A 26,820-nucleotide genomic window follows, 5' to 3' on the forward strand; every position below is an offset into this window, starting at 1 on the left:
CGACCGCTAGCTCTCTGCAAAGCTTCAGAATCTACTATTCCTTCTCCTAGTCGGACATATTTTCAATGTATACATTTTAATGGAAATATTAAAAATATACAAGTCCTATTGTAGTATGACAATGCCGGACCAATAAACATTTTAGACTAAATTTTTCTTTACCGCCAGTCTCCCCACCATCTTTTTCTAAGTCCACACATCATTCTGTATTTCTCCTCCTGATTTCCTTCAGCAAATTGGAAACGATCCGGACAATGAAAATGACTGCCCCTATCAATCCGATGACGCTGAATGCAAAAAACAAAGAATGTTTAAAAAAGCCAAAAATCATGCTGAAAATATAGAGCACAAAGAAAAGGATGAATCCAATAAAATTTTTGCCTCCAATAATTTGTAAGATCAATTGGAATACTCCTTTTGCCATTTTTACTTCCTATTATATCCAATATTGTGATAATTATTATAAATTACACGGTATGACTAATCAGATTACATCACAGATTTTTCAGTGTTATAATGTGTTATGGTATTCCACGCAATTTTACGGTTTGAGCAACTATAGCTTTCGGTGAATACCAGTAAGGAGTGAAACCATTGACAGAACAACAATTTCCATTCCCTTCCGACGGGAAACGTTATTATACATGGAATCGCTATTTGCGGGACGTGTTCGGACAAAAAGTATATAAAGTTGCGTTGGATGCAGGTTTCGACTGTCCGAATCGGGACGGCACCGTCGCCTTTGGCGGCTGCACTTTCTGCAGCGCGGCCGGCAGCGGGGATTTCGCCGGCGACCGGGTGGATCCGATTCCTGTTCAATTCGAAAAAATTAAAGCGAAAATGCAAAATAAATGGAAAGACGGTAAAACAATGGCCTATTTCCAGGCTTTCACTAATACCCATGCTCCGCTTCCGGTCATCAAAGAAAAATTTGAAGCGGCCCTGAATTGCGAAGGGGTCATCGGTTTGAGCATCGCCACCCGCCCCGATTGCCTGCCGGATGATGTTGTGGAATATTTGGCAGAACTGAATGAAAGAACTTTTTTATGGGTAGAGCTTGGCTTGCAGACGGTCCACGAAAGAACGGCCAACTTAATCAACCGCGCCCATGATTATCAAACATATGTTGAAGGGGTGGAAAAACTCCGCAAACATAACATTCGCGTTTGTACCCACATTATCAACGGCCTGCCGCTCGAGGATTACGATATGATGATGAAAACCGCACGGGAAGTGGCAAAATTGGATGTGCAGGGCATCAAAATCCATCTATTGCATCTGTTAAAAGGCACGCCGATGGTCAAACAGTACGAAAAGGGCATGTTGCGTTTCCTTGAACGGGATGAATATATCAAACTTGTGGCAGATCAATTGGAAATTCTTCCTCCAAATATGGTGGTCCACCGCATTACCGGCGATGGTCCGATCGAATTGATGATTGGTCCGATGTGGAGCGTCAATAAATGGGAAGTGTTGAACGGCATCGATGCGGAATTGGAGCGGAGAAATTCCTGGCAAGGAAAATATTATCAAGCGGAAGTGAACGGATAATGCTGGAGCGGGTATTGCCTTACGCAAAAACATTGCTTTCCTCGGTGATCACTGAAGGGGATACCGCCGTTGATGCCACTGCGGGAAATGGCCATGACACGCTGTTTCTTGCACAACTGGTGGGGGATTCCGGTGCCGTTTATGCCTTTGATATCCAGCAGCAAGCCGTGGATGCAACCATCGGGCGTTTAAAAGAGCATGGACTGGAAAAAAGGGCTCACGTCATTTTAGATGGACATGAACATCTTTCCAAATATGTGCATGGAGAAGTGGCCGGAGCCATTTTCAATTTGGGCTATTTGCCAGGAGGAAATCATGACATCATCACCAAAGGGGAAACAACCATCTCCGCCATTCAGCAGCTGCTTTCGAAATTAAAAATCGGCGGCATCATCGTTTTGGTGATTTATCACGGACATGAAGGCGGAAAAGAAGAAAGGGATGCGGTCATCGAGTATGTGAGTCAGCTGCCTCAAAAATATGTTCACGTACTCCGCTATGAATTTATTAATCAAAAAAACGATCCTCCATTTCTCATCGCTTTGGAAAAAATGAAAAAACTGCCGGACCCTGAATAAAGGTCGGCAGTTATTTTATTTATTTTTCATTATTTTGATTTTGTTTCAATCGCTCAACCCAAAAATCTGCATTTTTGATTCCCAACTTGATTGGATCAAACACCGGATCTTTTCCTGCTTTTCTTTGTTGCTCATAATCTCTTAAGGCAACAAAGGTCGGTTTCGCTAATATGATAATTCCGATTACGTTCGTCCATACCATCAAACCAAGACCGATGTCCCCCAAGAGCCATGCCAAATCGGATGTTCTTACGGCGCCATAGAATGCGGATGCAAGAAGGACAAATTTTAAAATCCAAGTAACAACCCCTTCTGTCCGTCCGGAGAATAGATAGGCGACGTTTGTTTCCGCAATATAGTAGTATGCCATTAATGTTGTGAAAGCGAAGAAGAACAATGCGATTGCAACAAAGGCAGAACCGAAGTTATTTAATCCCGGAAACGCTCCGGTTACTGCAAGCTGAGTAAATTCAGTATAAGAATGGCCAGGCACATGTTCCACAATCAATTCCCCATCAGCGCTATTCACATTCGTGTTATATGTGCCCATGAATAATATCATTAATGCCGTCGCGGAACATACAAGCAATGTATCAATATAAATGGATGCTGCCTGAACCAAACCTTGTTTGACCGGATGGGATACTTCCGCTGCAGCCGCCGCGTGAGGTCCTGTACCTTGACCGGCTTCATTGGAATAAACCGCACGTTTTACCCCCCAAGCGATGGCGGCACCAATCATTCCACCGAATGTGGCATCCACATTGAAAGCGCTGCGGAAAATCAACCCGAACACTGCAGGCACTTCGGAAATATTCATAATAATTACGATGAACGCTACTAAAATATAGGCAAGCGCCATAAACGGAACGATGATTTGAGCGGCGTTGGCAATCCGTTTAACCCCACCGATAATTATGAAACCCAATAAAACAATCGTAATTAAACCGGTAATCCATGGAGAGATGTCAAAGGCATTATCCATTGCGCTGACAATGGCATTGGATTGAACCCCAGGCATCAAAATGGCCATCGCCAAAATGGCGGCAATCGCAAACACGACTCCGAACCAGCGCTGTCCTGTTCCTTTTTCCATGTAATACGCCGGCCCACCGCGATAGATTCCCAATTTTTTTGTTTTATATATTTGAGCGAGTGTCGATTCCACATAAGCGGTTGATGCACCGATAAAGGCCGTGACCCACATCCAAAATACCGCACCAGGTCCACCAAAGGCAATGGCACTGGCAGTACCGATAATGTTACCTGTGCCTACACGTCCCGATAAAGCCACCGTCAATGCCTGGAATGATGAAATTCCGGCATCGGATTTTTGCCCTTTAAACATCAGGACAAACATTTCTTTAATTTTTCGGATCTGAACAAATCTGGTCAAAATGGAAAACACAAGTCCTACGATCAAAATCCCATAAATCATGATAGGACCCCAAAGGATATCATAAATCCAGTTCAAAGCATTTTCTACCATACCCACACCCCTTTGAAATTAAATTGAATAATTTTTACTATTTTCTGAAAGAATATTTTAATATTACAAAAATTAATAATATCAATCAATATTTCTGATATCATTTTTTGAAAATAATTTTCATCAAAATATTACAAATCAAATAGATTAAACGATGTAACCGATGGATCGAAGTACATTATTGATAAAATCCCGAACATATAAAAATACTTCTTCCCGTTCAAGGTCATGGAAAATATTATGGTAACTATATGGCCAATCCTTGTATTGAAATTCCCTGGTTTTTTGCAACAACAACCATTTTCTGGCCGCTTCCGAGTCCGCCACTTTATCCTGATTCGGCGTAATCAGCAAAATCGGCAACGTCAATGTTCTTTCCTGCTGAGTGGCCAAATTTTTCATTAATTGCTGAATATCCCGGTACCATCGTACAGTCACATTGGAATGATAGGGCACATCATCCTCCATTTCTAAAATCCCCTCCGGATTTCGGGTCAACAGTCGTTTATTTAATTCCAATGATATTTTTTTATTTGGAGCCAAATTCATGCTTGCCAAAGCACTAGCCAGTAAATTTGAATGTTTCTGCAATTGGAACCATGGGGCGGTCAGAATAAGCCCTGCGCACTCCAATTTCGTTTTCCGCAAAAATTGGATTGCCAGTGTCCCCCCCAACCCATGTCCAATGACAAATACCGGCAGTTGATATTGAAGGGCACTTTGCATCAATTGTTTAATGAAAAGCAAATATTCATCAATCAATTCATCATGTACTCTTGTATATCTCGAGCCTTCTTCATGGCCGGGCAAATCCCCCATTACCACATGAAAGCCTTCCGTTCTCAATTTTTCAATCAACCATGCGTACCAGCGATGGTGTTCAAAAGCGCTATGTACAATTACAACCACCGCTTTCGCTTGTACATCCGTTTCCCACTTCCACATAGCGGTCCTCCTATTTCTCTAAAACTTTCATCAACAAGATGTTCGTTCTATTTTCAAAAATTTTCTTATTTGTTAGGATAATATACATAAATAATACATTAGAAATGGGGAGCATTGCGATGATTTATCCTTATCACGACAAAGAACCAAAAATCCATCCTTCCGCATATATTGCAGAGCATGTGACAATTACCGGCGATGTAACCATTGACGAAGATACGACCATTTGGTTTGGTACGGTCATCCGCGGGGATGTGGCGCCAACGATCATCGGCAAACGTTGCAGCATACAGGATTTAAGCTGCTTGCATCAAAGTCCGAACAACCCTCTCATTATTGAGGATGAGGTCATCGTCGGCCATCAGGTGACTCTACATAGCTGCATTATCCGCAAACGCGCATTAATCGGCATGGGGGCAATCGTTTTGGACGGTGCGGAAATCGGCGAGGGGGCGCTTATTGCAGCTGGAAGTTTAGTGCCTCCAGGGAAAAAAATCCCGCCCAATTCCGTTGCGATGGGGAATCCCGCAAAAGTCGTGCGGGAAGTGACCGAAGCGGAACGGAAAGATATGGATCGCATCATTAACGAATACGTTCAAAAAGGGAAATATTATCAATCATTAAAGAAATAAATGAAAAATGCAGGCATATTGTTTGCCTGCATTTCATATTATATTATATTCCCGCTTTTTGGCGTAATTTTTCCGCCACGTCCGTTCTTTCCCAAGGCAAATCGATGTCTGTGCGTCCAAAATGGCCGTATGCAGCCGTTTGTTTGTAAATCGGTCTGCGCAGATCAAGCATTTTGATGATGCCTGCAGGACGCAAATCGAACAATTCATTTACCCATTCAACCAATTGGTTTTCAGCCACTTTTCCCGTTCCGAATGTATCGATGGAAATGGATACAGGACGGGCGACACCGATTGCATAAGCCAACTGAACTTCCACACGGTCAGCGAGACCGGATGCAACGATGTTTTTCGCTACATAACGAGCCGCATAGGCAGCGGAACGATCCACTTTTGTCGGATCCTTGCCGGAGAATGCTCCCCCACCGTGACGGGCGTATCCTCCATACGTATCGACAATGATTTTGCGGCCAGTGAGCCCTGCATCCCCTTTAGGTCCACCAATTACGAATCGGCCAGTCGGGTTGATGAAATACTTTGTATCCCCATCCAACAACTCTGCAGGAATGATGGTTTTGACCACTTTTTCCATTATATCTTCTTTGATTTGTTCTTGAGTGACGCCCTCATCATGCTGAGTTGAAATAACAATCGTATCGATTCGGCGAGGAATGTTGTTTTCATCATATTCTACCGTCACTTGCGTTTTCCCGTCCGGACGCAAATAAGGGATTTCTTTCGACTTGCGGACTTCCGTCAATCTTCTGGAAAGTTGATGCGCCAAGCTGATCGGAAGAGGCATCAATTCAGGCGTTTCATTGCAAGCAAATCCAAAAATCAACCCTTGGTCGCCAGCACCGATCGCTTCAATCTCCTCATCCGTCATGTATCCTTCCCGGGCTTCCAATGCTCGGTCCACACCTTCCGCAATGTCCGGTGATTGTTCGCCAATTGCAGTGAGCACCGCCAAGTTTTCCGCATCAAATCCAAATTTTCCTCGCGTATATCCAATTTCCGCAACCGTATTACGAACAATGCTTTGAATATCTACATATGTTGTTGTTGTAATTTCTCCTGTAACAAGGACCAATCCCGTTGTTACAATCGTTTCGCAAGCAACTCTTGCATTTGGATCTTCTGCGAGTATCGCATCCAAAATGGCATCGGAGATTTGGTCACAAATTTTATCCGGATGCCCTTCCGTTACACTTTCTGATGTAAACAGCCGACGTTTTGACATTCATTTTCCTCCTAAATTGTTGAGACGAAGCTCTTTATGATACGGTACTCATTATCCATGATCCTTTCCGACTTCCGCCCGTAAGGAACATTACGAGGATAATGAAAGGTATAAAACTCGCTAATCTATTTTAGCTTGAATATATGCCGGATTGATTTGAATAAAAAAAGTTCCTATCCACATTTCTGCATGAGGAAAGGAACTGAAATCTCTACCTTTCACTCTTATCGTTCAAGGGAATCCCTTGCATCAGGTTAGCACCACGCATTATTATATAGATAATGCAGGTTGCCGGGTTTCATAGGGCCTTAACCCTCCACCAGCTCTGGATAAGAGTATCCGTTCATGCAACATGTTACGTAATCTATACTGCATTGTCAAATGTTTTTTCTTATTTGTCTACTGTCTTTTCATAATTCCATTTTCTTCAAGGAGGTTGGAAGAGAAGTCAAAAAATTTCATAAATAAATTTTAAGGATTAGTATAGATTATTCCACCCAATGTGTTATACTATTTTTTGTATTATATAACAAAGAATAATTTCCCTAAAAATAAAAAAAGGATGGTATTTAATCGATGAATTCAGTAGAAGTTGCAAATGAGCTGAAGGAATTATTAAAAGGTAAAAATATAAACACCCAATTATCGGTGCCGCAATTGGTTGAAAAAGCGGTTATTCGCGGGGAAGCGAGACTCACAACTGATGGCGCCATTGTTGCCGAAACTGGAAAATATACCGGACGTTCTCCAAAAGATAAATTTATCGTCGAAGAAGAAAGCATCAAAGGTAAAATCGACTGGGGAAGCGTAAACCAACCAATTTCTTCTGAAGTGTTTGATAACTTGTATATCAAAGTTTTAAATTACTTGAAAGACAAAGATGAGCTATTCGTATTCAAAGGCTTTGCCGGAGCGGATAAAGATTCGCAATTGGCAATTCAAGTCGTAAATGAATACGCTTGGCACAATCTTTTCTGCCATCAATTATTCATCCGTCCAACTCAAGAAGAATTGGTTTCACATGATGCTGACTTCACAATTGTTTCAGCACCTGGTTTCAAAGCGGATCCAGCTGTGGATGGAACAAATTCTGAAGCATTCATCATCGTTTCTTTCGAAAAGAAAATCATTCTGATTGGCGGCACAGAATATGCCGGCGAGATGAAAAAATCCATCTTCAGTATTATGAACTATTTATTGCCTGAAAAAGGAATTCTTTCAATGCACTGCTCAGCCAACGTTGGTGAAGCCGGCGATGTAGCATTATTCTTCGGTTTATCCGGTACAGGTAAAACAACGCTTTCCGCAGACAGCAACCGGAAATTGATTGGTGATGATGAACATGGTTGGTCTGACAATGGCGTATTCAATATCGAAGGCGGTTGCTACGCAAAAACAATCAATCTATCAGCTGAAAAAGAACCGGAAATTTATAATGCCATTCGCTTTGGTACTGTATTGGAAAACGTTGTAATCGATCCGGCTACACGCGTGCCTGATTACGATGATAATACTTTAACTGAAAATACAAGAGCGGCATATCCAATCCATTACATCGAAAATATCGTGACACCATCAATTGCCGGTCATCCAAAAACGATCATTTTCTTGACTGCGGATGCTTTTGGGGTGCTTCCTCCAATCAGCAAATTGACTAAAGAACAAGCAATGTACCACTTCTTAAGCGGATTCACTTCCAAATTGGCTGGTACAGAACGCGGTGTCACTTCACCAGAACCAGTTTTCTCAACATGCTTCGGTGCTCCTTTCTTGCCGCTTCCTGCGACAAGATATGCTGAAATGTTGGGTGAAAAAATCGATAAGCACGATGTTCAAGTATTCTTGGTGAACACAGGTTGGACTGGCGGCGAATACGGTGTTGGAAGCCGCATGAAACTTTCTTATACACGCGCGATGGTACGTGCTGCGATTGATGGAAAACTAAATGATGTAGAAACGAAACAAGATGCGATCTTTGGATTGCACATTCCAACACAAATCGAAGGAGTTCCTAGCGAAGTGCTGGATCCTCGTGAAGCTTGGGAAGATAAAGCGGCATATGACGAGAAAGCCCAATATTTGGCAAACTTGTTCAAAGAAAACTTCAAAAAGTTTAACAATGTTCCGGAAGATATCTTGAAAAAAGGTGGACCATTAGTTTAATTCCCGATAAAAAATGCTATTGGCATTGGCCAATAGCATTTTTCTTTTGTTCATATTTAAATTTTCGAAAAGGAAAATTCTGATCCTACTTTTTATTGTCCTTTCCCTTGTCGATCATCCATTTGCAAATGGATTGCACTGTTTCCCGATTGAGATGGGGCGGAAAATGGTGGGCCAACCCTGCCATATACCAAGTCTCGTATGGCTTTCCCGCTTCCTTCAACGCCCTTTCCAATTTATAGGATTGCTCAATGCTTACATTCTGATCTTCGGTGCCATGAATAATGAGAACCGGTGCCTGAATGCGATCGACTTCATATACGGGAGAACGTTCCGCATATATTTCAGGATACTTGTTGGGGGATCCGCCAATCAGCCGCTTCAACGTCCTTCTTAAATCGACCCTTTCATGATAAAGAGCTGCCAGGTCGGATACGCCCGACCATGTAACGGCAGAACGGACATCTTTGCTTAAAATGGCCGTCCATAATGCCATCAATCCCCCTCGGGAAAAGCCGAAAAGATGGACAGAATCAACATTGGCCAAATTCTTCAATACTTCGATTCCATAAAGGGCGTCCAAGCGGTCATCGCCGCCAAACTCGTCCCTCCCTTCTCCCCCCCGATTTCCCCGGTAATAAGGAGCAAATACAACAAAACCATGGGATGCAAATTGGGCAATCCGGGCAGGTCTTACCATCCCCACCGACTGCAATCCGCCGCGCAAGTAAAGCAGCCCTTCATAAGAACCTTCTTCAATGGGCTTTGCAAGCAATCCTTTTACCCGCAATCCATCCGACCAATAAACAATTTCCTCAAGTTCCACATGGGGATTGGGGGAAGGATATTTTCTGATTGATTCAATACTGCCATTCTCTTTCAAAACGCTTCACTTCCTGCATCATCTTTTTCATTCCTGCATCCCTCATATAAAAACTGGCGCCGGGATGATTCAACGCTTCTTCCATCTTCAAAAACAGCCGTCCGCTTGTTTCATATTGTTTCAAAAACGGGTCGATTCTCTCCACTTTTGCAGTAAAAACCGCTTTACAAAAAGGTGGTTGTGCATAAACCGTATAGTGGGCAAACAGTTTCAAATCCTTTATATGTACGCGGGTTTCTTCGTACACTTCCCGCTTCGCTGCTTCCACGAGCGTTTCACCAGGCTCCACTTTGCCTCCCGGAAACTCAACACCGCGTTTTTCATTGATGGCACAAAGCCATTTCCCATCCATTTGGACAAGCACCAGCACATGTCCGGGTTCCATTGGAAAAGGAGGACCACCGAAACTTAATTCCACTTTATTATTGTTTAAATCGTAAAAAGTAAACATCCCTTCAACTCCTATACATACCTATAGTGTAGCGAAGGGATGTGGTTTATTCAATTCCTGAAATAGGGCAATTGTTCTACGAATTCTCTCACTTTTTCATCGCCAAACTCGTGGATTAAGGCATAAATTTTTTTCAATCGGTTATCGATTTCATCATTTTCATCATCCAAATGATACGGAAGATACGGCAAGTGGGCCCTCACCATATTGTCGAATTCCAACGTATTCAACTGATTGAACAGCTTTTTAAAAATAAAAGCTTTTTCCGGTTCCAATTCAATTTTAAACTCGCAAGGTTCCCCGGTAGGAATATAGTTGTACGATTGGTTGAATACATTCACATAAAGCGTTGTCTTTTCGATAGAAATCACCCTCCTTATTTTCATTATGGAGAAAAAAATCGCTGCTATACAAAATCAATAAAAAAACCCCAAAAGTTCGATGAAGGAACTTTTGAGGTCAATACTTCTTTTTATTTTCCCAAGAACGCTGACAACATCCAAACATGCTTTTCAAGGCTTTGGAACGTCGCGTTCAACATATCTTCCGTACGGTCATCCCCTTGATTTGCCGCCTCTTCCATCGCTTCTTTGATCAATTTCATTGTGGATTGGAAATCATCAATAATCGCCTGCACCATTTCTTCCGCATTTTCTGAACCGCTTGCTTCTTTCACTCTCGATAATTCCAAATGTTCTTTCATAGTGGCGACAGGTTTACCGCCTTTTGTCAAAATCCGTTCCGCCACTTCATCCAAATTGGCTGTGATTTCATTGTATAATTCTTCAAACTTTTCATGCAAAGTAAAGAAACTTGGCCCTGTCACATACCAATGGTAATTGTGGAGTTTTGTATATAACACAGAGTAAGTGGATACCAATTCATTTAATTGATCAATTAGTTTATCATTTGCCATAATATCACCTCATTACCATATTTTTTATTCCTAATTTGATTATAACGGAATCTGTGTTTAGAAACCATTACAATTAATTGAATTCTCAAAAAAGTCCTTCAACTGATAGTATGGATATTTTCATTGGATTTATCCGGTTTGTTCATTTATGATTTATATTGATAGGCAGTTAATAGAGGTGATCACTTTGGATAACGGAATTTTAATCGTTGTTGGAATTATTTATTTCATCATCATGATTGGCGCAATTGCCCTTTTTATACATTTCAAAAGAAAAGGCGCTTTGAAACAGACTGTTGATACGAAACATGAACCGAATGTAAGGAATGAACAAACAAAACAATGAAACATCTTTTTATTTGGCTGATCCGTTTTTACAGAAAATTTATTTCTCCACTGACTCCCCCAACGTGCCGGTTTTACCCGACTTGTTCCCAATATGGACTGGAAGCTTTTGAAAAACACGGTGCCATTAAAGGATTCATTTTGACCACGATCCGCATATTGAAATGCCATCCTTTTCATCCCGGGGGTTTTGATCCCGTCCCTGACAAATGGCCTTCGAAAAAAAAATAATTTCGAAGGTTTTTCTTATTGTCTTTTTGACCCGGTTCATGGTATCATTGTTTTCGTGAAATTTATAAATCGTAATCATTACTATTTAAGGAAAAGGAGTCATAAAATGCGAAAATTTTTTATCCTCTCAATGCTTGCGGTGATGCTGCTGTTGACCGCTTGCTCCGGTGATGAGCCAAAACAGCAGGAAAGCGGCCAAATCGACATCTACACAACAGTATATCCACTACAATATTTTTCAGAACAAATAGGGGGGGAATTTGTTAACGTTTCGTCCATTTATCCTCCTGGCGCAAATGAACATACCTTCGAACCTACGCAGAAGGATATGATTGCTTTGGCAGATGCAGACTTGTTTTTCTACATTGGATTAGGTCTGGAAGGATTCGTGGAAAATGCCAAAAAAACGCTGGCCAATGAACATGTAAAATTTGTTCCTGTGGCAGAAAATATCGATGAAGAAGTTTTGCAGACTTCCACTGGCCATTCCCATGAGGAAGCAAGCGAACATGAGGAAGAGCATGATCACCATCACGGAGATATCGATCCGCACGTTTGGCTTTCACCAACGATTTCCAAAGATTTGGCATTAACGATTAAAAACGAACTTGTCAAACAGCTTCCGGAACAGGAAGATACATTCAATAAAAACTATGAGCAATTGGCCAAACGATTGGATGAATTGGATCAACAATTCAAAGCACTTGCGGACAATGCTTCCAAGAAAACTTTCTTCGTATCCCATGCATCCTTTGGCTACATCGCCGGAAATTATGGACTCACCCAAATTCCAGTAGCTGGGTTGAATTCCCAAAACGAACCATCCCAGAAAGAACTTGCGGAAATTGTCGACCTTGCCAAACAATATGATATCCATTATATCCTCTTTGAACAAAATGTATCATCAAAGCTCACATCCATTATTCAAAAAGAAATTGGGGCAGAATCCTTGATGTTGCATAATTTGAGCGTATTGACGGAAGAAGATATCAAAAATAATGAAGATTATTTTACTCTGATGGAAAAGAACCTTCAGACGTTGGAAAAAGCATTGAATTAATGGAAAAAGAGCGGATGACGCCAATCATTCGCTCTTTATCTTTAAGGCAATAATTCCTTCAATTTTCTCCGCATCAATTTATTCGAAGCGTTTCGAGGCAATGAATCTACGATGTGTACTTGTTTCGGCACTTTATATTTTGCCAAATGGACATGGCAATAGTCGATGATTTCATCCGTTGAAACGGCTTGTTTTAATACGACAAAGGCAACCGGCACTTGTCCCCAAGTGGCGTCCTCCACACCGCAAACCCCCGCTTCTTTGACGGCAGGATGCCCCATCAACACATTTTCAACTTCTGCAGGATAAATATTCTCCCCACCTGAAATGATCAGGTCTGAACGGCGGTCAACAACATACAAGTACCCTTCTTCATCCAAATAGCCGATATCTCCTGTATGCAGCCAGCCGTCTTCAGTGGAAGGTTTATTTTCGAACCGCCCTACATAACCCGGTGTCACATGAGGACCGCAGATGCAAATTTCCCCTTCCTGATATGGCCCTTCTGCTCCCAAGATTTTAATTTGATTGAAAAACAACGGCTTTCCGGCTGAACCGATTTTTCGTAAAGCGTCCTCTGCTGGCAAAGTGGCCGTTTGGGAGGAAGTCTCCGTCATACCATAAGTCTGCAGCACTTTCATTCCCCGTTCCTCAGCCCGTCTTAAATAATCGATTGGAACAGGGCCTCCTCCGGCCAAAATCAATTTGAAGGATGGGGAAGCCTTCATTTCATGTTGTTCCAAAACATGCAAAATTCGTTCCAGCATGACCGCCACAAGGGAGATGTGGGTAATCCGTCCGTAAGCAATGTCTTTTGCAATGGATTCGCTGTCAAATTTGCGATACAGCTTTACTTCATTTCCATACAATAAGGAACGGACCAAAATTGAAAATCCGCTGATATGAAAAAGCGGAACAGCACATAACCATACATCCTTTTCTGAAAGGCCGATATTTAAAACGGAAGCGAGGGCATTGGATTGGTGGTTTTCCACCGTTTGCCGGACGCCTTTCGGAAATCCGGTCGTACCGCTGGTGTACATGATGGAAACTGTTTGATCGACCGTCCACTCTTTACTTATTTCGATGGGCTCACAACCGCTATTTTCAATTTCCGAAAATAACAGGAAATTTACATTTTCGGGGATTAAAGCCAAATCGTTGTCATTCACCAGCACATTTGTCACCTGTGCGTCATCGATTTGATACGCCAATTCGCTTTGCGATAATTTTCGGTTTAATATCACCATTTCACATTGCAAATGCATGCATCCGTACATGACAAAGATCGTGTTTGAATCGTTTTCGCCAAGTATGGCAACGCGGCTTCCTTTTTCAATTCCCAAAGCAGCCAGTTGCTTTGCGCGTTCGAAGGAGATTTCCTTGATTTCTTCAAACGTCCATCGCTTTCCTTCAAAAGTTAATCCGATCCGGTTGGGTGTCAAGTTCGCTCGTTGCAAAATCCAATTAGGATACATGAAAATTCCTCCATTTCTCCCCTTCATTTTACTAAAAAAATAGCGCTGATGCCGCAGTAGTGTTTCATTTTCCCGTGAATGAAAAAACTGCCCTGAAAGCAATCACTTTCAAGACAGCCTAATTTCACACCTCTATGCAGCCTTCGAGAAATCATGGGAATCTTGGGAATTTGCCGAAGTCCGGTTTGCGTTTTTCTTTGAACGCATCGCGGCCTTCTTTTGCTTCATCCGTTGTATAGTATAAAAGCGTTGCGTCCCCTGCAAATTGTTGAAGACCGGCAAGTCCGTCGGTATCCGCGTTCATGGCGGCTTTTAAGAAACGGATGGCCGTTGGTGATTTTTCAAGGATTTCTTCGCACCATTTCACCGTTTCATCTTCCAATTGTTCCAAAGGTACAACTGTGTTTACTAATCCCATTTCTAATGCTTCCTGCGCATTATACTGACGGCATAAATACCAAATTTCGCGGGCTTTTTTATGTCCAACGATACGTGCCAAATAGCCGGAACCGTATCCCGCATCGAAGGAACCGACTTTCGGACCAGTTTGTCCAAAAATGGCGTTATCCGCAGCAATTGTCAAATCGCATACTACATGCAATACGTGTCCGCCGCCGATCGCATATCCAGCAACCATCGCGATAACCGGTTTTGGAATGACGCGGATTAGACGTTGCAAGTCCAACACGTTTAAGCGAGGGATATTGTCATCGCCCACATAACCGCCATGGCCGCGCACTTTTTGGTCGCCGCCGGAACAGAAAGCTTTATCTCCTTCACCAGTCAAGATAATGACACCGATATTGGAGTCGTCACGGGCGCGGGAGAATGCATCAATCATCTCTTCTACCGTTTTGGGACGAAACGCATTGCGCACTTCAGGACGATTGATGGTGATTTTTGCAATTCCATTGTAATATTCATACTTGATATCTTCGTAAGTATGTAACGTTTTCCACTCACGAGCCATTTGAGTAACCTCCCCGAATTTTATAAAACTCCCTTAATTATTGTAGCAAATTGTTCCGGATTTTCCACATGAATTGAATGGCCGGCATTCGGAACAATCAAATGTTGTGCATTTGGCAACTGATCCACCATCTGTTCAGCGATGTGAACAAATTTTTGGTCAAGTTCGCCGGTGATAAGGAAAACAGGCATTGAGAGACGGATCAATTTTCGCCAAAGGGAAGCTTGAGCCCCCGTCCCCATTCCGCGCAAACTGTTGGCAAGCCCCGTTTCCGATTGAGATAATCTCTCCTCACGAACGGCTTGCCGCACTTCAGCGGGCAATGTTTTTTGGGAAGCGAAAAGCGGGATATTCTCCCATTTTTCCACGAACCAATGGATTCCCTTTTCCTCAATTTCATCAGCCAATGATTCATCGGATTGTCTTCTGGCAGCTTGCTCTTCTTCAGTCCGGAGCCCCGGTGATGCACTTTCCAATATCAACCGTTTGATCCGTTTAGGGAAACGGGCCGCGTATGACAATGCAACCCTCCCTCCCATCGAATACCCCAATAAAGTGAAATCATGTAAATCGAGTTGATGAAAGATTTCTTCCAAATCTTTCACTTGCTCGATCATCGTGTAACGGGATGGATCTTTTGGGGATTCCGTTTTGCCATGCCCCAATAAATCAATCGTCACAATTTTTATTGAACTTGGCAAGTGTTCGATGACCCTGTGCCATGTTTTCGTAGATCCGGTAAAACCGTGCAATAAAACGATTGTTTCCTTCTCTTTCTCGTGCCAAATTTCCACATTCACTTGAATTCCACGAACCATTAAAGTAGCCATTCTTTCAACTCCGAATGTATTTGTTGCCATAATCTCCGATGCGCTTCTACATTTTCACCCCGGTTTGTCATGATTTCAATCAATCTTAAAGGACGTCCGCTTTTTTCAAAGAGCTTTTCCCTCTCATCAAATTCTTTCATCATGACATAGTCCATCCCATACATACGGGCCACGTCATGGAACTGCAAAGCCGTTGGAGTTCCGAAAAGATCTTCGTAATATTCTTTCACCGTTGCCTGGGATAAATAGGAGAAAATGCCGCCGCCATCATTATTCAACACAATGACCGTCATATGGCATGGCTGATAACGGGTTAACAGAAATGCATTTATATCATGCAATGCCGCCAAATCGCCAATCAGCAAGTAAGTTTCCCGATCTCTCCTTCCCTTGGAGAAACCGAAAGCGGTGGAAATCACCCCATCAATGCCGTTTGCCCCACGGTTTGCAAATATTTGTATATCCCTCTTCGTGGGCAATAAAAAAGTATCAATATCTCTGACCGGCATACTGTTGCTGACAAATAGATCACTTTTTTCAGGCAAATGTTCCAGCAAGTATTGAACGAATGCCCCTTCATCTTTTTCTTGCCCGCTATATGCTTGAATATGCTTCATTGCAATGCGTTCCGCTGATTGCCAAAAAATGCGATATTCCTCCTCAATGGATGAATGGACCTCCATCTCCTCCAGCCAACTGCCGATGGAAGCATGGATGGAATGGGTGGAAACCGATGATGAATCCCTGAATAACGGATCCTCATCAATCACCACATAATTTGCCGGCTGCATTTCAGTCAAGAAGATCGTCAAAAATTTTGATACCGGCTGCGCGCCAAAACGAATGACCGTATCACAACCCGCCCGCTTTTTAAACTCTTCGCTTTTCAGAAGCGCATCATAGGTTGCAATCACATACTCCATGCAATCTTCGGGAACATTCCCCCGCATGTTCGATAAACTTTCCACAAGAACCGGCCATTTCAATTTTCGAATAAGCGACCATAAATATGCTGGATGGGTGCCAAGGGCCAGTTCGCCGATGACAATGATCCCCCTTTTTGTTTCCCGAATAATCGATGATAGCGCATTCATCGCTTCCGTGCTTGGTGTGACGGAACTATTGTAACGGGCGGAAAACGTGCTTTTCGGCAATTCGTCCCGGAAATCGATGAGCAACGGCTCCCGGAATGGAACATTCATATGTACCGGACCGAACGGATGGGTGTTAGCAATCCCTACAGCCCGTGCGACATGCCGCTCGATAAACGGCAATGTTTGGCTATGATCATCAGGAATCGGGAATTCAGCAAACCATTTGACATGCTTGCCATATAAATCAAGTTGATTAATCGCTTGTGGAGCACCGACTTCCCGCAGTTCATGGGGGCGATCGGCGGTAATGACAATGAGCGGAACCCGGGCATATTTCGCTTCCACGATGGCAGGGAAGTAATTTGCGGCTGCAGTGCCTGAAGTACAGAGCAATACAACCGGTTTCGCTTTTGATTTTGCCAGTCCCAAGGCGAAAAACGCTGCGGATCGTTCATCCACTTGACGGTAAACATTCATTTCTTTCGTTGATGCAAAAGCATAGGCTAGCGGCGTTGAACGTGAACCAGGGCTGATCACCGCATCTTCCACCCCATTTTGTACAAGGGAAGCGACAATTTGATACACATAGTCGGTCAAAATCTTACGTTCACTCATTGAATTGTCCTCCTAGAGCCCTTAACATCGGACGAAACTTCACTAATGTTTCTTCATATTCCGTCATCGGATTGGAATCGGCGACAATACCGCCACCTGCATATAAATAAGCTTTATTGTCAATCAACGCTGCGGATCGGATGGCAACGACAAATTCTCCATTTCCGTCAGCATCCATCCATCCGATTGGCCCTGCGTATAAGCCGCGGTTCATTTTTTCAAATTCCCGGATCATCTGGAGCGCTTTGCTTCTTGGAGCCCCGCCCAAAGCAGGTGTCGGATGCAAATGTTTCACCAATTGCAAAATCGATGCATCTTGGTATAATTTCCCTTCCACAGGCGTATATAAATGTTGGATATCCCGGATTTTCAATAATTTTGGCCGCTTTGGCACTTTATATTGGGCGCAAAGCTTCTTAAAGGTGCTTTCAATCATATCGACTACATATTGATGCTCGATTAAATTTTTGGAATCACTCAACAATTGTTCGCCCAACCATTTATCTTCTTTTGCCGTCGTTCCCCTTCTGATGGAGCCGGCAACACAAGCAGAATAAGCATATTGATTTTCCACTTTCACTAAACGTTCCGGAGTTGCGCCAAAAAACAACAGATTCTTGCGTTCAAGGCCAAACAAAAAACTTTCCGGCTGCTCATTCATGATTTGATAAATGGCTTGGGGAGAGGAGACGGAATCTTTAAACTCCAATTCCAATGAACGGGCAATGACCACTTTATCCGCTTCTTGATTGCGAATCAAATTCGTAACGCTTTCAACGGCTTGAAAATAATCCTCTTTATTCCGTTCATGAACCGATAATATTTCCGGCTTATCATATGTCTTCAATTCTTTCACTTGGGCAGCATGAATCAACCGATCCCGCTCTTCCCTCAATTCATCAAAAAGATTGGATGAATCTTGCTGATCCGTAATCAAATGAATGCTGACATATGTTTTCTCATGCTGTTTAATTAACTGGAAAGTGGCTACCGTAAAGTAGCTTTGAGGGAACCCGTCCCATTCACCGCTTTCCTTATTTTCAGGATCGAAGGTAAAGCCGCCAAACAGTATTGGTTGAGGCTCCTGTTCTTCCATCACAATATTTTTCGTCAATTCTTTCCATTGATATTCGATCTCGTCAAATCTCTGATGACCTGATCTATTCTCAAAGGTGATTGCTTGTCCAAGGCCTACAATCGTCAATGTTTTCTCCCGATTTTGCCAAAAAAATCTTTCCCCTTTATATTTCTTTTCTCCCGCCGCAAAAAATGCCAACGGAGACAATTGATTCACTTCAATCGTTTCAATATAAAAAGACAATTTGTTTGATGCCACTTCAACTTCAGTGGTTTTTAACCACTTATGCTGCATGAAAAAAACCTCCGTAAAAAGCGATTTCTTTTCCATAAAAATAGCAGAGTCTTACTTTCTGCTTCTCTATTCCTACTTTTTAATTGCCTTTCCGAACAAGCAATATCTATTTTATCATATCATTTTTTATGTATTAATTATAATACTTTTATCTTTCCTCCAAAGGTTTCTTTCATTCCCCTAAACAAAAAAATTGCCGGAGGGAGACTCTCGGCAACGTAAAACGGAAAACATCCTGTATTGACAAATCTTTATGCCAATTTCTTAACATAATTTAAAAATCCATCTTCTGAAAATAGTTTTACTTCTTCTTTTGTAAATTCATTTCTTAAAGTTTTAATGATATTTGGAAATTCGGAAGCATTTGATAAATTGCTCACGGATAACGGATCCATGCCATCAAAGTCGGAACCAAAACCGATATGTTCCACGCCAACCAAATTTGACAAATATTTTATATGCTCCACTAATTTTTCGATCGTTGTTGTTTCCTTTTCCTTCTCAATCAACGGAGGATAGAAAACAACGTGGATACGCCCGCCTTTTTCAACGAGCATTTTCACCTGCTCATCCGTTAAATTTCTCGGATGGTCGCAAAGTGTCCGGGAGTTGCAATGGCTGGCAATCACATATTTGGCAAGCGGCATTAAATCATAAAATCCTCTTTCGTTCAAATGGGCCACATCAATGATAATATCCCGATCATTTAACAGTTCAATCACTTTTTTCCCAAAAGGTTTTATTCCTTTTGTCGAATCTTCGGATGCCCCATAACCTACTTTATTTTCATAATTCCACGTCAATCCAACAATTTTGACCCCTGCGTCTAAAATGACTCTCAGCTTTTCCATATCATCATCGATGGCATCACAGCCTTCTAAACTTAACACGGCTCCAATTTGACCATCTTCAAGATCATCAATTTGTTTCCAATTTGTAATATGAACCATTCCCGGCTCTTTTAAAACGAATTTATGGAAAGCCTCAATTTGGCGCATTACTTCTTGGAATTTTTGTTCTTTCGGTATGCTTGGATGAATAAAAATGGCAAATACTTGGACTTTTACATTGCCTTCTCTGAGTCTTTCATAATTTGAATAGATTCTGGAATCATTGCGGAAATTGGCATTCTCAAATTGGGCTAATTTTGTTAATACATCACAATGTAAGTCTATTATTTTCATTCAATTCTCTACTCCCCAAAATAATTACTGTCATTATAGTATATAGCATTTCACCAAAAGTTCCACTACGAAGTTCATAGTCACAATAAAAGCCCGGGACAATCCAATGTTGTCCCGGGCTTTATGACCCCTACGGGATTCGAACCCGTGTTACCGCCGTGAAAGGGCGGTGTCTTAACCACTTGACCAAGGGGCCATGTATGAATGGCGGAGAAGGAGGGATTTGAACCCTCGCGCCGGGTTACCCCGACCTACACCCTTAGCAGGGGCGCCTCTTCAGCCTCTTGAGTACTTCTCCGTCATGGCTCCGAAGGTAGGATTCGAACCTACGACCAATCGGTTAACAGCCGATTGCTCTACCACTGAGCTACTTCGGAATATTATGGTGGGCCTAAATGGACTTGAACCATCGACCTCACGCTTATCAGGCGTGCGCTCTAACCAGCTGAGCTATAGGCCCTCGTTTGGAGCGGGTGATGGGAATCGAACCCACGACATCAGCTTGGAAGGCTGAGGTTTTACCATTAAACTACACCCGCATATAAATGGTGGTTCAGGACGGAATCGAACCGCCGACACAAGGATTTTCAGTCCTTTGCTCTACCGACTGAGCTACTGAACCACTTTATATGGCGGTTCCGACGGGACTCGAACCCGCGATCTCCTGCGTGACAGGCAGGCATGTTAACCACTACACCACGGAACCGTTTGGTTGCGGGGGCAGGATTTGAACCTGCGGCCTCCGGGTTATGAGCCCGACGAGCTACCAGACTGCTCTACCCCGCGATAATTTTATATATTAATGGTGGAGGAAGAGGGATTCGAACCCCCGCGCGGTTTGACCCGCCTCTCGGTTTTCAAGACCGACCCCTTCAGCCAGACTTGGGTATTCCTCCATGTTTCCTTTTCAACCTTTGGTGGACCTTGCAGGACTCGAACCTGCGACCGGACGGTTATGAGCCGTCTGCTCTAACCAACTGAGCTAAAGGTCCTTGGGATGGCGGTGGAGGGGATCGAACCCCCGACCTCACGGGTATGAACCGTACGCTCTAGCCAGCTGAGCTACACCGCCGCCAATTGATTTATATGTTATGGTGGAGCATAGCGGGATCGAACCGCTGACCTCCTGCGTGCAAAGCAGGCGCTCTCCCAGCTGAGCTAATGCCCCGTTTCTATGGTCGGGAAGACAGGATTCGAACCTGCGACCCCTTGGTCCCAAACCAAGTGCTCTACCAAGCTGAGCTACTTCCCGGTCCCTTTTCTTTTATGGCGCGCCAGGCAGGAGTCGAACCCACAACCTTCTGATCCGTAGTCAGACGCTCTATCCAATTGAGCTACTGGCGCTTCATCTTCATGTTGGTGCCGAGGACCGGAGTCGAACCGGTACGGTAGTCACCTACCGCAGGATTTTAAGTCCTGTGCGTCTGCCTATTCCGCCACCCCGGCTTTTTGGAGCGGAAGACGGGGTTCGAACCCGCGACCCCCACCTTGGCAAGGTGGTGTTCTACCACTGAACTACTTCCGCATGATGTAAATATGGTGCGGGTGAAGGGAGTCGAACCCCCACGCCGTAAGGCGCTAGATCCTAAGTCTAGTGCGTCTGCCAGTTCCGCCACACCCGCATAATAAATGGTGAGCCATGAAGGACTCGAACCTTCGACCCTCTGATTAAAAGTCAGATGCTCTACCACTGAGCTAATGGCTCACGATGGTGCCGGCGAAAGGAATCGAACCCTCAACCCACTGATTACAAGTCAGTTGCTCTACCAATTGAGCTACGCCGGCATATATGGTGGAGGATGACGGGATCGAACCGCCGACCCTCTGCTTGTAAGGCAGATGCTCTCCCAGCTGAGCTAATCCTCCATTTAAGCCTAGCGACGTCCTACTCTCGCAGGGGGAAGCCCCCAACTACCATCGGCGCTAAAGAGCTTAACTTCCGTGTTCGGTATGGGAACGGGTGTATCCTCTTTGCCATCGTCACTAGACTTATTATTTCAAAGACAAGAATTATTTTATCATAAACGCTAAGGTTTTCAATATATTTTTTTATTTTTTAATTAAAATTTTATGACCCCTACGGGATTCGAACCCGTGTTACCGCCGTGAAAGGGCGGTGTCTTAACCACTTGACCAAGGGGCCATGTATGAATGGCGGAGAAGGAGGGATTTGAACCCTCGCGCCGGGTTACCCCGACCTACACCCTTAGCAGGGGCGCCTCTTCAGCCTCTTGAGTACTTCTCCGTCATGGCTCCGAAGGTAGGATTCGAACCTACGACCAATCGGTTAACAGCCGATTGCTCTACCACTGAGCTACTTCGGAATATTATGGTGGGCCTAAATGGACTTGAACCATCGACCTCACGCTTATCAGGCGTGCGCTCTAACCAGCTGAGCTATAGGCCCTCGTTTGGAGCGGGTGATGGGAATCGAACCCACGACATCAGCTTGGAAGGCTGAGGTTTTACCATTAAACTACACCCGCATATAAATGGTGGTTCAGGACGGAATCGAACCGCCGACACAAGGATTTTCAGTCCTTTGCTCTACCGACTGAGCTACTGAACCACTTTATATGGCGGTTCCGACGGGACTCGAACCCGCGATCTCCTGCGTGACAGGCAGGCATGTTAACCACTACACCACGGAACCGTTTGGTTGCGGGGGCAGGATTTGAACCTGCGGCCTCCGGGTTATGAGCCCGACGAGCTACCAGACTGCTCTACCCCGCGATAATTTTATATATTAATGGTGGAGGAAGAGGGATTCGAACCCCCGCGCGGTTTGACCCGCCTCTCGGTTTTCAAGACCGACCCCTTCAGCCAGACTTGGGTATTCCTCCATGTTTCCTTTTCAACCTTTGGTGGACCTTGCAGGACTCGAACCTGCGACCGGACGGTTATGAGCCGTCTGCTCTAACCAACTGAGCTAAAGGTCCTTGGGATGGCGGTGGAGGGGATCGAACCCCCGACCTCACGGGTATGAACCGTACGCTCTAGCCAGCTGAGCTACACCGCCGCCAATTGATTTATATGTTATGGTGGAGCATAGCGGGATCGAACCGCTGACCTCCTGCGTGCAAAGCAGGCGCTCTCCCAGCTGAGCTAATGCCCCGTTTCTATGGTCGGGAAGACAGGATTCGAACCTGCGACCCCTTGGTCCCAAACCAAGTGCTCTACCAAGCTGAGCTACTTCCCGGTCCCTTTTCTTTTATGGCGCGCCAGGCAGGAGTCGAACCCACAACCTTCTGATCCGTAGTCAGACGCTCTATCCAATTGAGCTACTGGCGCTTCATCTTCATGTTGGTGCCGAGGACCGGAGTCGAACCGGTACGGTAGTCACCTACCGCAGGATTTTAAGTCCTGTGCGTCTGCCTATTCCGCCACCCCGGCTTTTTGGAGCGGAAGACGGGGTTCGAACCCGCGACCCCCACCTTGGCAAGGTGGTGTTCTACCACTGAACTACTTCCGCGAAAAATAAGCCGCTGAATCAAATGTTCCATTCAAATATAATAATGTGATGAGCCATGAAGGACTCGAACCTTCGACCCTCTGATTAAAAGTCAGATGCTCTACCACTGAGCTAATGGCTCATGATGGTGCCGGCGAAAGGAATCGAACCCTCAACCCACTGATTACAAGTCAGTTGCTCTACCAATTGAGCTACACCGGCATATATGGTGGAGGATGACGGGATCGAACCGCCGACCCTCTGCTTGTAAGGCAGATGCTCTCCCAGCTGAGCTAATCCTCCTTCATTTGTTCTCTCAAAACTGGATAACGGCATTGAAAGCTTTTCTTTTGGTTAAGTCCTCGATCGATTAGTATCCGTCAGCTCCACACGTCACCGTGCTTCCACCTCGGACCTATCTACCTCATCGTCTTTGAGGGATCTTACTTGCTTATGCAATGGGAAATCTCATCTTGAGGGGGGCTTCATGCTTAGATGCTTTCAGCACTTATCCCGTCCACACATAGCTACCCAGCTGTGCCTTTGGCAAGACAACTGGTACACCAGCGGTGTGTCCATCCCGGTCCTCTCGTACTAAGGACAGCTCCTCTCAAATTTCCTGCGCCCACGACGGATAGGGACCGAACTGTCTCACGACGTTCTGAACCCAGCTCGCGTACCGCTTTAATGGGCGAACAGCCCAACCCTTGGGACCGACTACAGCCCCAGGATGCGATGAGCCGACATCGAGGTGCCAAACCTCCCCGTCGATGTGGACTCTTGGGGGAGATAAGCCTGTTATCCCCGGGGTAGCTTTTATCCGTTGAGCGATGGCCCTTCCATGCGGAACCACCGGATCACTAAGCCCGTCTTTCGACCCTGCTCGACTTGTAGGTCTCGCAGTCAAGCTCCCTTATGCCTTTACACTCTGCGAATGATTTCCAACCATTCTGAGGGAACCTTTGGGCGCCTCCGTTACCTTTTGGGAGGCGACCGCCCCAGTCAAACTGTCCACCTGACACTGTCTCCCAAGCCGATCAGGCTTGCGGGTTAGAATTTCAGTACAACCAGGGTAGTATCCCAAGGGCGCCTCCAGGGAAGCTGGCGCTCCCCCTTCTACGGCTCCTACCTATCCTGTACAAGTTGCACCGAAATTCAATATCAGGTTACAGTAAAGCTCCACGGGGTCTTTCCGTCCTGTCGCGGGTAACCTGCATCTTCACAGGTACTATAATTTCACCGAGTCTCTCGTTGAGACAGTGCCCAGATCGTTACGCCTTTCGTGCGGGTCGGAACTTACCCGACAAGGAATTTCGCTACCTTAGGACCGTTATAGTTACGGCCGCCGTTTACTGGGGCTTCAATTCGGAGCTTCGCTTGCGCTAACTCCTCCTCTTAACCTTCCAGCACCGGGCAGGCGTCAGCCCCTATACGTCACCTTGCGGTTTTGCAGAGACCTGTGTTTTTGATAAACAGTCGCCTGGGCCTATTCACTGCGGCTCATCGGGGCTTGCACCCCAATGAGCACCCCTTCTCCCGAAGTTACGGGGTCATTTTGCCGAGTTCCTTAACGAGAGTTCTCTCGCTCACCTTAGGATTCTCTCCTCGACTACCTGTGTCGGTTTGCGGTACGGGCACCTCCCGCCTCGCTAGAGGCTTTTCTTGGCAGTGTGAAATCAGGAACTTCGCCTCCAAAGAGGCTCCCCATCACCGCTTGGCGTTACGGGAAGCGGATTTGCCTACTTCCCCGCCTTGCGGCTTGGACACGCGCGACCAACGGCGTGCTTTCCCTATCCTCCTGCGTCCCCCCATTGCTCAAACGGCGGGGAGGTGGTACAGGAATATCAACCTGTTGTCCATCGCCTACGCCTTTCGGCCTCGGCTTAGGTCCCGACTAACCCTGAGCGGACGAGCCTTCCTCAGGAAACCTTAGTCATTCGGTGGATGGGATTCTCACCCATCTTTCGCTACTCATACCGGCATTCTCACTTCTAAGCGCTCCACCAGTCCTTCCGGTCTGACTTCTGCGCACTTAGAACGCTCTCCTACCACTCGTGCGAAGCACGAATCCACAGCTTCGGTGAACCGTTTAGCCCCGATACATTTTCGGCGCAGCGTCACTCGACCAGTGAGCTATTACGCACTCTTTAAATGATGGCTGCTTCTAAGCCAACATCCTGGTTGTCTAAGCAACGCCACATCCTTTTCCACTTAACGGTTACTTTGGGACCTTAGCTGGTGGTCTGGGCTGTTTCCCTCTTGACCACGGATCTTATCACTCGTAGTCTGACTCCCGCGTCTAAATAGCTGGCATTCGGAGTTTGTCTGAATTCGGTAACCCGAGGTGGGCCCCTAGTCCAAACAGTGCTCTACCTCCAGTATTCGTTACGCGAGGCTAGCCCTAAAGCTATTTCGGAGAGAACCAGCTATCTCCAAGTTCGATTGGAATTTCTCCGCTACCCACACCTCATCCCCGCACTTTTCAACGTGCGTGGGTTCGGGCCTCCAGTGAGTGTTACCTCACCTTCACCCTGGACATGGGTAGATCACCTGGTTTCGGGTCTACGACCACGTACTCTTTCGCCCTATTCAGACTCGCTTTCGCTGCGGCTCCGTCTCCTCGACTTAACCTTGCACGTAATCGTAACTCGCCGGTTCATTCTACAAAAGGCACGCCATCACCCGTTAACGGGCTCTGACTACTTGTAGGCACACGGTTTCAGGTTCTCTTTCACTCCCCTCCCGGGGTGCTTTTCACCTTTCCCTCACGGTACTGGTTCACTATCGGTCACTAGGGAGTATTTAGCCTTGGGAGATGGTCCTCCCGGATTCCGACGGAATTTCACGTGTTCCGCCGTACTCAGGATCCACTCTGGAGAGGATGGATTTTCGACTACAGGGCTGTTACCTTCTACGGCCGTCCTTTCCAGAACGGTTCGTCTAACCCATCCTTTTGTAACTCCGTATAGAGTGTCCTACAACCCCAAGAGGCAAGCCTCTTGGTTTGGGCTGTTCCCGTTTCGCTCGCCGCTACTCAGGGAATCGATGTTTCTTTCTTCTCCTCCAGGTACTTAGATGTTTCAGTTCCCTGGGTGTGCCCTCTTAACGCTATGAATTCACGTTAAGATACTGCTCCATTACGAGCAGTGGGTTGCCCCATTCGGAAATCTCCGGATCAAAGCTTACTTACAGCTCCCCGAAGCATATCGGTGTTAGTCCCGTCCTTCATCGGCTCCTAGTGCCAAGGCATCCACCGTGCGCCCTTACTAACTTAACCTTACGGCTTACGATTTGCTTGCGCCTCGTAACCCTTGATGGTTTGCTTTTCTATCAGAAAAGCGT

At 45.0% G+C, this 26,820-nt stretch carries 21 protein-coding genes, 39 tRNA genes, 2 rRNA genes, 1 riboswitch and 1 other annotated feature (1 of these 64 only partly in view); of the genes, 7 read left to right on the forward strand and 55 right to left on the reverse strand.

Going from position 1 to position 26,820, the window contains the following annotated elements:
- Positions 1-57 (reverse strand) — a binding site (T-box leader) (it extends 153 nt beyond the left edge of the window).
- A 142-nt stretch (positions 58-199) separates the two neighbouring features.
- Positions 200-424, reverse strand: a complete 225-nt coding sequence (locus tag NST13_RS06445) for a hypothetical protein (protein ID WP_342468876.1) — start codon at positions 422-424, stop codon at positions 200-202.
- A 170-nt stretch (positions 425-594) separates the two neighbouring features.
- Here NST13_RS06445 and NST13_RS06450 point away from each other — a divergent pair, with 170 nt between their 5' ends.
- Both NST13_RS06450 and NST13_RS06455 read left to right on the forward strand, forming a co-directional pair.
- Entirely contained in the window at positions 595-1,551 is a 957-nt protein-coding gene (locus NST13_RS06450; protein ID WP_342581676.1) for a TIGR01212 family radical SAM protein, read from the forward strand.
- On the forward strand, positions 1,548-2,129 hold the full coding sequence (locus NST13_RS06455; protein WP_342471265.1) for a class I SAM-dependent methyltransferase: 582 nt from the start codon (positions 1,548-1,550) through the stop codon (positions 2,127-2,129). Before NST13_RS06450 ends, NST13_RS06455 begins: the two co-directional genes overlap by 4 nt.
- A gap of 19 nt (positions 2,130-2,148) precedes the next feature.
- Here the strand turns inward: NST13_RS06455 and NST13_RS06460 are convergent, their stop codons facing one another.
- A complete protein-coding gene (locus tag NST13_RS06460; protein WP_342468874.1) occupies positions 2,149-3,618 on the reverse strand; it encodes an alanine/glycine:cation symporter family protein in 1,470 nt (489 codons plus the stop codon).
- A gap of 147 nt (positions 3,619-3,765) precedes the next feature.
- Positions 3,766-4,563, reverse strand: a complete 798-nt coding sequence (locus tag NST13_RS06465) for an alpha/beta hydrolase (protein WP_342468873.1) — start codon at positions 4,561-4,563, stop codon at positions 3,766-3,768.
- A gap of 119 nt (positions 4,564-4,682) precedes the next feature.
- On the opposite strand from NST13_RS06465, the gene NST13_RS06470 reads away from it, so the two are divergent.
- Positions 4,683-5,195: a gamma carbonic anhydrase family protein gene (locus NST13_RS06470; RefSeq protein WP_342468872.1), complete on the forward strand. Its 513-nt coding sequence runs from the start codon at positions 4,683-4,685 to the stop codon at positions 5,193-5,195.
- A 43-nt stretch (positions 5,196-5,238) separates the two neighbouring features.
- Here NST13_RS06470 and metK read toward each other — a convergent pair whose 3' ends face one another.
- Positions 5,239-6,435 carry a methionine adenosyltransferase gene (gene metK / locus NST13_RS06475; RefSeq protein ID WP_342468871.1) on the reverse strand — a complete coding sequence of 399 codons (1,197 nt, stop codon included), beginning with the start codon at positions 6,433-6,435 and terminating at the stop codon, positions 5,239-5,241.
- Positions 6,436-6,656: 221 nt separating this feature from the next.
- Positions 6,657-6,771, reverse strand: a riboswitch (SAM riboswitch).
- Between the two features lie 240 nt (positions 6,772-7,011).
- Here metK and pckA point away from each other — a divergent pair.
- Positions 7,012-8,598, forward strand: a complete 1,587-nt coding sequence (gene pckA / locus NST13_RS06480; RefSeq protein WP_342468870.1) for a phosphoenolpyruvate carboxykinase (ATP) — start codon at positions 7,012-7,014, stop codon at positions 8,596-8,598.
- An 85-nt stretch (positions 8,599-8,683) separates the two neighbouring features.
- On the opposite strand, the gene NST13_RS06485 is transcribed toward pckA, so the two are convergent.
- The 4 genes from NST13_RS06485 to NST13_RS06500 all read right to left on the reverse strand — a co-directional run bounded on the left by NST13_RS06485 (position 8,684) and on the right by NST13_RS06500 (position 10,848).
- Positions 8,684-9,481, reverse strand: a complete 798-nt coding sequence (locus NST13_RS06485; protein ID WP_342581677.1) for a prolyl oligopeptidase family serine peptidase — start codon at positions 9,479-9,481, stop codon at positions 8,684-8,686.
- Positions 9,459-9,932 carry an NUDIX domain-containing protein gene (locus tag NST13_RS06490; RefSeq protein ID WP_342468868.1) on the reverse strand — a complete coding sequence of 158 codons (474 nt, stop codon included), beginning with the start codon at positions 9,930-9,932 and terminating at the stop codon, positions 9,459-9,461. The genes NST13_RS06485 and NST13_RS06490 overlap by 23 nt, the downstream gene beginning before the upstream one ends.
- 50 nt (positions 9,933-9,982) lie before the next feature.
- Positions 9,983-10,303: a transposase gene (locus tag NST13_RS06495; RefSeq protein WP_342468867.1), complete on the reverse strand. Its 321-nt coding sequence runs from the start codon at positions 10,301-10,303 to the stop codon at positions 9,983-9,985.
- 101 nt (positions 10,304-10,404) lie between these two features.
- Positions 10,405-10,848 carry a Dps family protein gene (locus tag NST13_RS06500; RefSeq protein ID WP_342468866.1) on the reverse strand — a complete coding sequence of 148 codons (444 nt, stop codon included), beginning with the start codon at positions 10,846-10,848 and terminating at the stop codon, positions 10,405-10,407.
- A 187-nt stretch (positions 10,849-11,035) separates the two neighbouring features.
- Here NST13_RS06500 and NST13_RS06505 point away from each other — a divergent pair, with 187 nt between their 5' ends.
- From NST13_RS06505 to NST13_RS06515, 3 genes are all read left to right on the forward strand, one after another.
- Positions 11,036-11,194, forward strand: coding sequence for a hypothetical protein (locus tag NST13_RS06505; protein ID WP_342468865.1), 159 nt, complete (start codon positions 11,036-11,038; stop codon positions 11,192-11,194).
- A complete protein-coding gene (gene yidD, locus NST13_RS06510) occupies positions 11,191-11,424 on the forward strand; it encodes a membrane protein insertion efficiency factor YidD (RefSeq protein WP_342581678.1) in 234 nt (77 codons plus the stop codon). Before NST13_RS06505 ends, yidD begins: the two co-directional genes overlap by 4 nt.
- Positions 11,425-11,530: 106 nt before the next feature.
- Positions 11,531-12,484 (forward strand): zinc ABC transporter substrate-binding protein, encoded by a 954-nt coding sequence (locus NST13_RS06515; RefSeq protein ID WP_342468863.1) that lies wholly within the window; start codon positions 11,531-11,533, stop codon positions 12,482-12,484.
- A gap of 41 nt (positions 12,485-12,525) precedes the next feature.
- Here NST13_RS06515 and NST13_RS06520 read toward each other — a convergent pair whose 3' ends face one another.
- From NST13_RS06520 to NST13_RS06750, 47 genes are all read right to left on the reverse strand, one after another.
- Complete coding sequence (locus NST13_RS06520; protein WP_342581679.1) at positions 12,526-13,962, reverse strand: o-succinylbenzoate--CoA ligase; 1,437 nt, start codon at positions 13,960-13,962, stop codon at positions 12,526-12,528.
- 151 nt (positions 13,963-14,113) lie between these two features.
- Positions 14,114-14,932, reverse strand: a complete 819-nt coding sequence (gene menB / locus NST13_RS06525; RefSeq protein WP_342468861.1) for a 1,4-dihydroxy-2-naphthoyl-CoA synthase — start codon at positions 14,930-14,932, stop codon at positions 14,114-14,116.
- 20 nt (positions 14,933-14,952) lie between these two features.
- Complete coding sequence (gene menH, locus NST13_RS06530) at positions 14,953-15,762, reverse strand: 2-succinyl-6-hydroxy-2,4-cyclohexadiene-1-carboxylate synthase (protein ID WP_342581680.1); 810 nt, start codon at positions 15,760-15,762, stop codon at positions 14,953-14,955.
- Positions 15,750-17,471 carry a 2-succinyl-5-enolpyruvyl-6-hydroxy-3-cyclohexene-1-carboxylic-acid synthase gene (gene menD / locus NST13_RS06535; protein WP_342581681.1) on the reverse strand — a complete coding sequence of 574 codons (1,722 nt, stop codon included), beginning with the start codon at positions 17,469-17,471 and terminating at the stop codon, positions 15,750-15,752. Before menD ends, menH begins: the two co-directional genes overlap by 13 nt.
- Complete coding sequence (locus tag NST13_RS06540; protein ID WP_342581682.1) at positions 17,464-18,843, reverse strand: isochorismate synthase; 1,380 nt, start codon at positions 18,841-18,843, stop codon at positions 17,464-17,466. Before NST13_RS06540 ends, menD begins: the two co-directional genes overlap by 8 nt.
- 251 nt (positions 18,844-19,094) lie before the next feature.
- On the reverse strand, positions 19,095-20,027 hold the full coding sequence (locus NST13_RS06545) for a dipeptidase (protein ID WP_342468857.1): 933 nt from the start codon (positions 20,025-20,027) through the stop codon (positions 19,095-19,097).
- A 124-nt stretch (positions 20,028-20,151) separates the two neighbouring features.
- Positions 20,152-20,223, reverse strand: a tRNA-Glu gene (locus tag NST13_RS06550).
- Positions 20,224-20,232: 9 nt separating this feature from the next.
- Positions 20,233-20,325 (reverse strand) — tRNA-Ser (locus NST13_RS06555).
- Between the two features lie 4 nt (positions 20,326-20,329).
- Positions 20,330-20,404 (reverse strand) — tRNA-Asn (locus NST13_RS06560).
- A 6-nt stretch (positions 20,405-20,410) separates the two neighbouring features.
- A tRNA-Ile gene (locus tag NST13_RS06565) sits at positions 20,411-20,487 on the reverse strand.
- Positions 20,488-20,492: 5 nt separating this feature from the next.
- A tRNA-Gly gene (locus NST13_RS06570) sits at positions 20,493-20,566 on the reverse strand.
- Positions 20,567-20,573: 7 nt separating this feature from the next.
- Positions 20,574-20,649 (reverse strand) — tRNA-Phe (locus NST13_RS06575).
- 8 nt (positions 20,650-20,657) lie between these two features.
- A tRNA-Asp gene (locus NST13_RS06580) sits at positions 20,658-20,733 on the reverse strand.
- 3 nt (positions 20,734-20,736) lie between these two features.
- Positions 20,737-20,813 (reverse strand) — tRNA-Met (locus NST13_RS06585).
- Between the two features lie 17 nt (positions 20,814-20,830).
- A tRNA-Ser gene (locus NST13_RS06590) sits at positions 20,831-20,923 on the reverse strand.
- A gap of 19 nt (positions 20,924-20,942) precedes the next feature.
- Positions 20,943-21,019 (reverse strand) — tRNA-Ile (locus NST13_RS06595).
- Positions 21,020-21,025: 6 nt separating this feature from the next.
- A tRNA-Met gene (locus NST13_RS06600) sits at positions 21,026-21,099 on the reverse strand.
- Positions 21,100-21,119: 20 nt separating this feature from the next.
- Positions 21,120-21,195: transfer RNA gene (locus NST13_RS06605), tRNA-Ala, on the reverse strand.
- Positions 21,196-21,202: 7 nt separating this feature from the next.
- Positions 21,203-21,279: transfer RNA gene (locus NST13_RS06610), tRNA-Pro, on the reverse strand.
- Between the two features lie 15 nt (positions 21,280-21,294).
- Positions 21,295-21,371 (reverse strand) — tRNA-Arg (locus tag NST13_RS06615).
- Positions 21,372-21,384: 13 nt separating this feature from the next.
- Positions 21,385-21,473: transfer RNA gene (locus NST13_RS06620), tRNA-Leu, on the reverse strand.
- A 4-nt stretch (positions 21,474-21,477) separates the two neighbouring features.
- Positions 21,478-21,552: transfer RNA gene (locus NST13_RS06625), tRNA-Gly, on the reverse strand.
- Positions 21,553-21,564: 12 nt separating this feature from the next.
- Positions 21,565-21,649: transfer RNA gene (locus NST13_RS06630), tRNA-Leu, on the reverse strand.
- Positions 21,650-21,657: 8 nt separating this feature from the next.
- Positions 21,658-21,732: transfer RNA gene (locus tag NST13_RS06635), tRNA-Lys, on the reverse strand.
- Between the two features lie 4 nt (positions 21,733-21,736).
- A tRNA-Thr gene (locus tag NST13_RS06640) sits at positions 21,737-21,812 on the reverse strand.
- Positions 21,813-21,817: 5 nt separating this feature from the next.
- Positions 21,818-21,893: transfer RNA gene (locus NST13_RS06645), tRNA-Val, on the reverse strand.
- Positions 21,894-21,899: 6 nt separating this feature from the next.
- Positions 21,900-22,015, reverse strand: a 5S ribosomal RNA gene (rrf, locus tag NST13_RS06650).
- Positions 22,016-22,098: 83 nt separating this feature from the next.
- A tRNA-Glu gene (locus NST13_RS06655) sits at positions 22,099-22,170 on the reverse strand.
- Between the two features lie 9 nt (positions 22,171-22,179).
- Positions 22,180-22,272 (reverse strand) — tRNA-Ser (locus NST13_RS06660).
- A gap of 4 nt (positions 22,273-22,276) precedes the next feature.
- Positions 22,277-22,351 (reverse strand) — tRNA-Asn (locus NST13_RS06665).
- A 6-nt stretch (positions 22,352-22,357) separates the two neighbouring features.
- Positions 22,358-22,434: transfer RNA gene (locus NST13_RS06670), tRNA-Ile, on the reverse strand.
- Between the two features lie 5 nt (positions 22,435-22,439).
- Positions 22,440-22,513, reverse strand: a tRNA-Gly gene (locus NST13_RS06675).
- A 7-nt stretch (positions 22,514-22,520) separates the two neighbouring features.
- A tRNA-Phe gene (locus NST13_RS06680) sits at positions 22,521-22,596 on the reverse strand.
- An 8-nt stretch (positions 22,597-22,604) separates the two neighbouring features.
- A tRNA-Asp gene (locus NST13_RS06685) sits at positions 22,605-22,680 on the reverse strand.
- Between the two features lie 3 nt (positions 22,681-22,683).
- A tRNA-Met gene (locus NST13_RS06690) sits at positions 22,684-22,760 on the reverse strand.
- A 17-nt stretch (positions 22,761-22,777) separates the two neighbouring features.
- A tRNA-Ser gene (locus tag NST13_RS06695) sits at positions 22,778-22,870 on the reverse strand.
- Between the two features lie 19 nt (positions 22,871-22,889).
- Positions 22,890-22,966, reverse strand: a tRNA-Ile gene (locus NST13_RS06700).
- A 6-nt stretch (positions 22,967-22,972) separates the two neighbouring features.
- Positions 22,973-23,046, reverse strand: a tRNA-Met gene (locus NST13_RS06705).
- A 20-nt stretch (positions 23,047-23,066) separates the two neighbouring features.
- Positions 23,067-23,142 (reverse strand) — tRNA-Ala (locus NST13_RS06710).
- 7 nt (positions 23,143-23,149) lie between these two features.
- A tRNA-Pro gene (locus NST13_RS06715) sits at positions 23,150-23,226 on the reverse strand.
- Between the two features lie 15 nt (positions 23,227-23,241).
- A tRNA-Arg gene (locus NST13_RS06720) sits at positions 23,242-23,318 on the reverse strand.
- 13 nt (positions 23,319-23,331) lie between these two features.
- Positions 23,332-23,420: transfer RNA gene (locus tag NST13_RS06725), tRNA-Leu, on the reverse strand.
- A 4-nt stretch (positions 23,421-23,424) separates the two neighbouring features.
- A tRNA-Gly gene (locus tag NST13_RS06730) sits at positions 23,425-23,499 on the reverse strand.
- 49 nt (positions 23,500-23,548) lie between these two features.
- Positions 23,549-23,620: transfer RNA gene (locus NST13_RS06735), tRNA-Lys, on the reverse strand.
- A gap of 4 nt (positions 23,621-23,624) precedes the next feature.
- Positions 23,625-23,700 (reverse strand) — tRNA-Thr (locus tag NST13_RS06740).
- A 5-nt stretch (positions 23,701-23,705) separates the two neighbouring features.
- Positions 23,706-23,781: transfer RNA gene (locus tag NST13_RS06745), tRNA-Val, on the reverse strand.
- A 47-nt stretch (positions 23,782-23,828) separates the two neighbouring features.
- Positions 23,829-26,755, reverse strand: a 23S ribosomal RNA gene (locus NST13_RS06750).
- Between the last annotated feature and the right edge of the window lie 65 nt (positions 26,756-26,820).

The organism is Ureibacillus sp. FSL W7-1570 (genome assembly GCF_038593265.1).
GTDB classification, from domain to species: Bacteria; Bacillota; Bacilli; order Bacillales_A; family Planococcaceae; genus Ureibacillus; species Ureibacillus suwonensis.

What these genes read in the sequence shown, in the direction of transcription:
- NST13_RS06445 (WP_342468876.1), bottom strand. Translation starts at nt 424, where the DNA reads ATGGCAAAAGGAGTATTCCAATTGATCTTACAAATTATTGGAGGCAAA.
- NST13_RS06460 (WP_342468874.1), bottom strand. Translation starts at nt 3,618, where the DNA reads ATGGTAGAAAATGCTTTGAACTGGATTTATGATATCCTTTGGGGTCCT.
- NST13_RS06465 (WP_342468873.1), bottom strand. Translation starts at nt 4,563, where the DNA reads ATGTGGAAGTGGGAAACGGATGTACAAGCGAAAGCGGTGGTTGTAATT.
- NST13_RS06470 (WP_342468872.1), top strand. Translation starts at nt 4,683, where the DNA reads ATGATTTATCCTTATCACGACAAAGAACCAAAAATCCATCCTTCCGCA.
- metK (WP_342468871.1), bottom strand. Translation starts at nt 6,435, where the DNA reads ATGTCAAAACGTCGGCTGTTTACATCAGAAAGTGTAACGGAAGGGCAT.
- pckA (WP_342468870.1), top strand. Translation starts at nt 7,012, where the DNA reads ATGAATTCAGTAGAAGTTGCAAATGAGCTGAAGGAATTATTAAAAGGT.
- NST13_RS06490 (WP_342468868.1), bottom strand. Translation starts at nt 9,932, where the DNA reads ATGTTTACTTTTTACGATTTAAACAATAATAAAGTGGAATTAAGTTTC.
- NST13_RS06500 (WP_342468866.1), bottom strand. Translation starts at nt 10,848, where the DNA reads ATGGCAAATGATAAACTAATTGATCAATTAAATGAATTGGTATCCACT.
- yidD (WP_342581678.1), top strand. Translation starts at nt 11,191, where the DNA reads ATGAAACATCTTTTTATTTGGCTGATCCGTTTTTACAGAAAATTTATT.
- NST13_RS06515 (WP_342468863.1), top strand. Translation starts at nt 11,531, where the DNA reads ATGCGAAAATTTTTTATCCTCTCAATGCTTGCGGTGATGCTGCTGTTG.
- NST13_RS06520 (WP_342581679.1), bottom strand. Translation starts at nt 13,962, where the DNA reads ATGTATCCTAATTGGATTTTGCAACGAGCGAACTTGACACCCAACCGG.
- menB (WP_342468861.1), bottom strand. Translation starts at nt 14,932, where the DNA reads ATGGCTCGTGAGTGGAAAACGTTACATACTTACGAAGATATCAAGTAT.
- menH (WP_342581680.1), bottom strand. Translation starts at nt 15,762, where the DNA reads ATGGCTACTTTAATGGTTCGTGGAATTCAAGTGAATGTGGAAATTTGG.
- menD (WP_342581681.1), bottom strand. Translation starts at nt 17,471, where the DNA reads ATGAGTGAACGTAAGATTTTGACCGACTATGTGTATCAAATTGTCGCT.
- NST13_RS06540 (WP_342581682.1), bottom strand. Translation starts at nt 18,843, where the DNA reads ATGCAGCATAAGTGGTTAAAAACCACTGAAGTTGAAGTGGCATCAAAC.
- NST13_RS06545 (WP_342468857.1), bottom strand. Translation starts at nt 20,027, where the DNA reads ATGAAAATAATAGACTTACATTGTGATGTATTAACAAAATTAGCCCAA.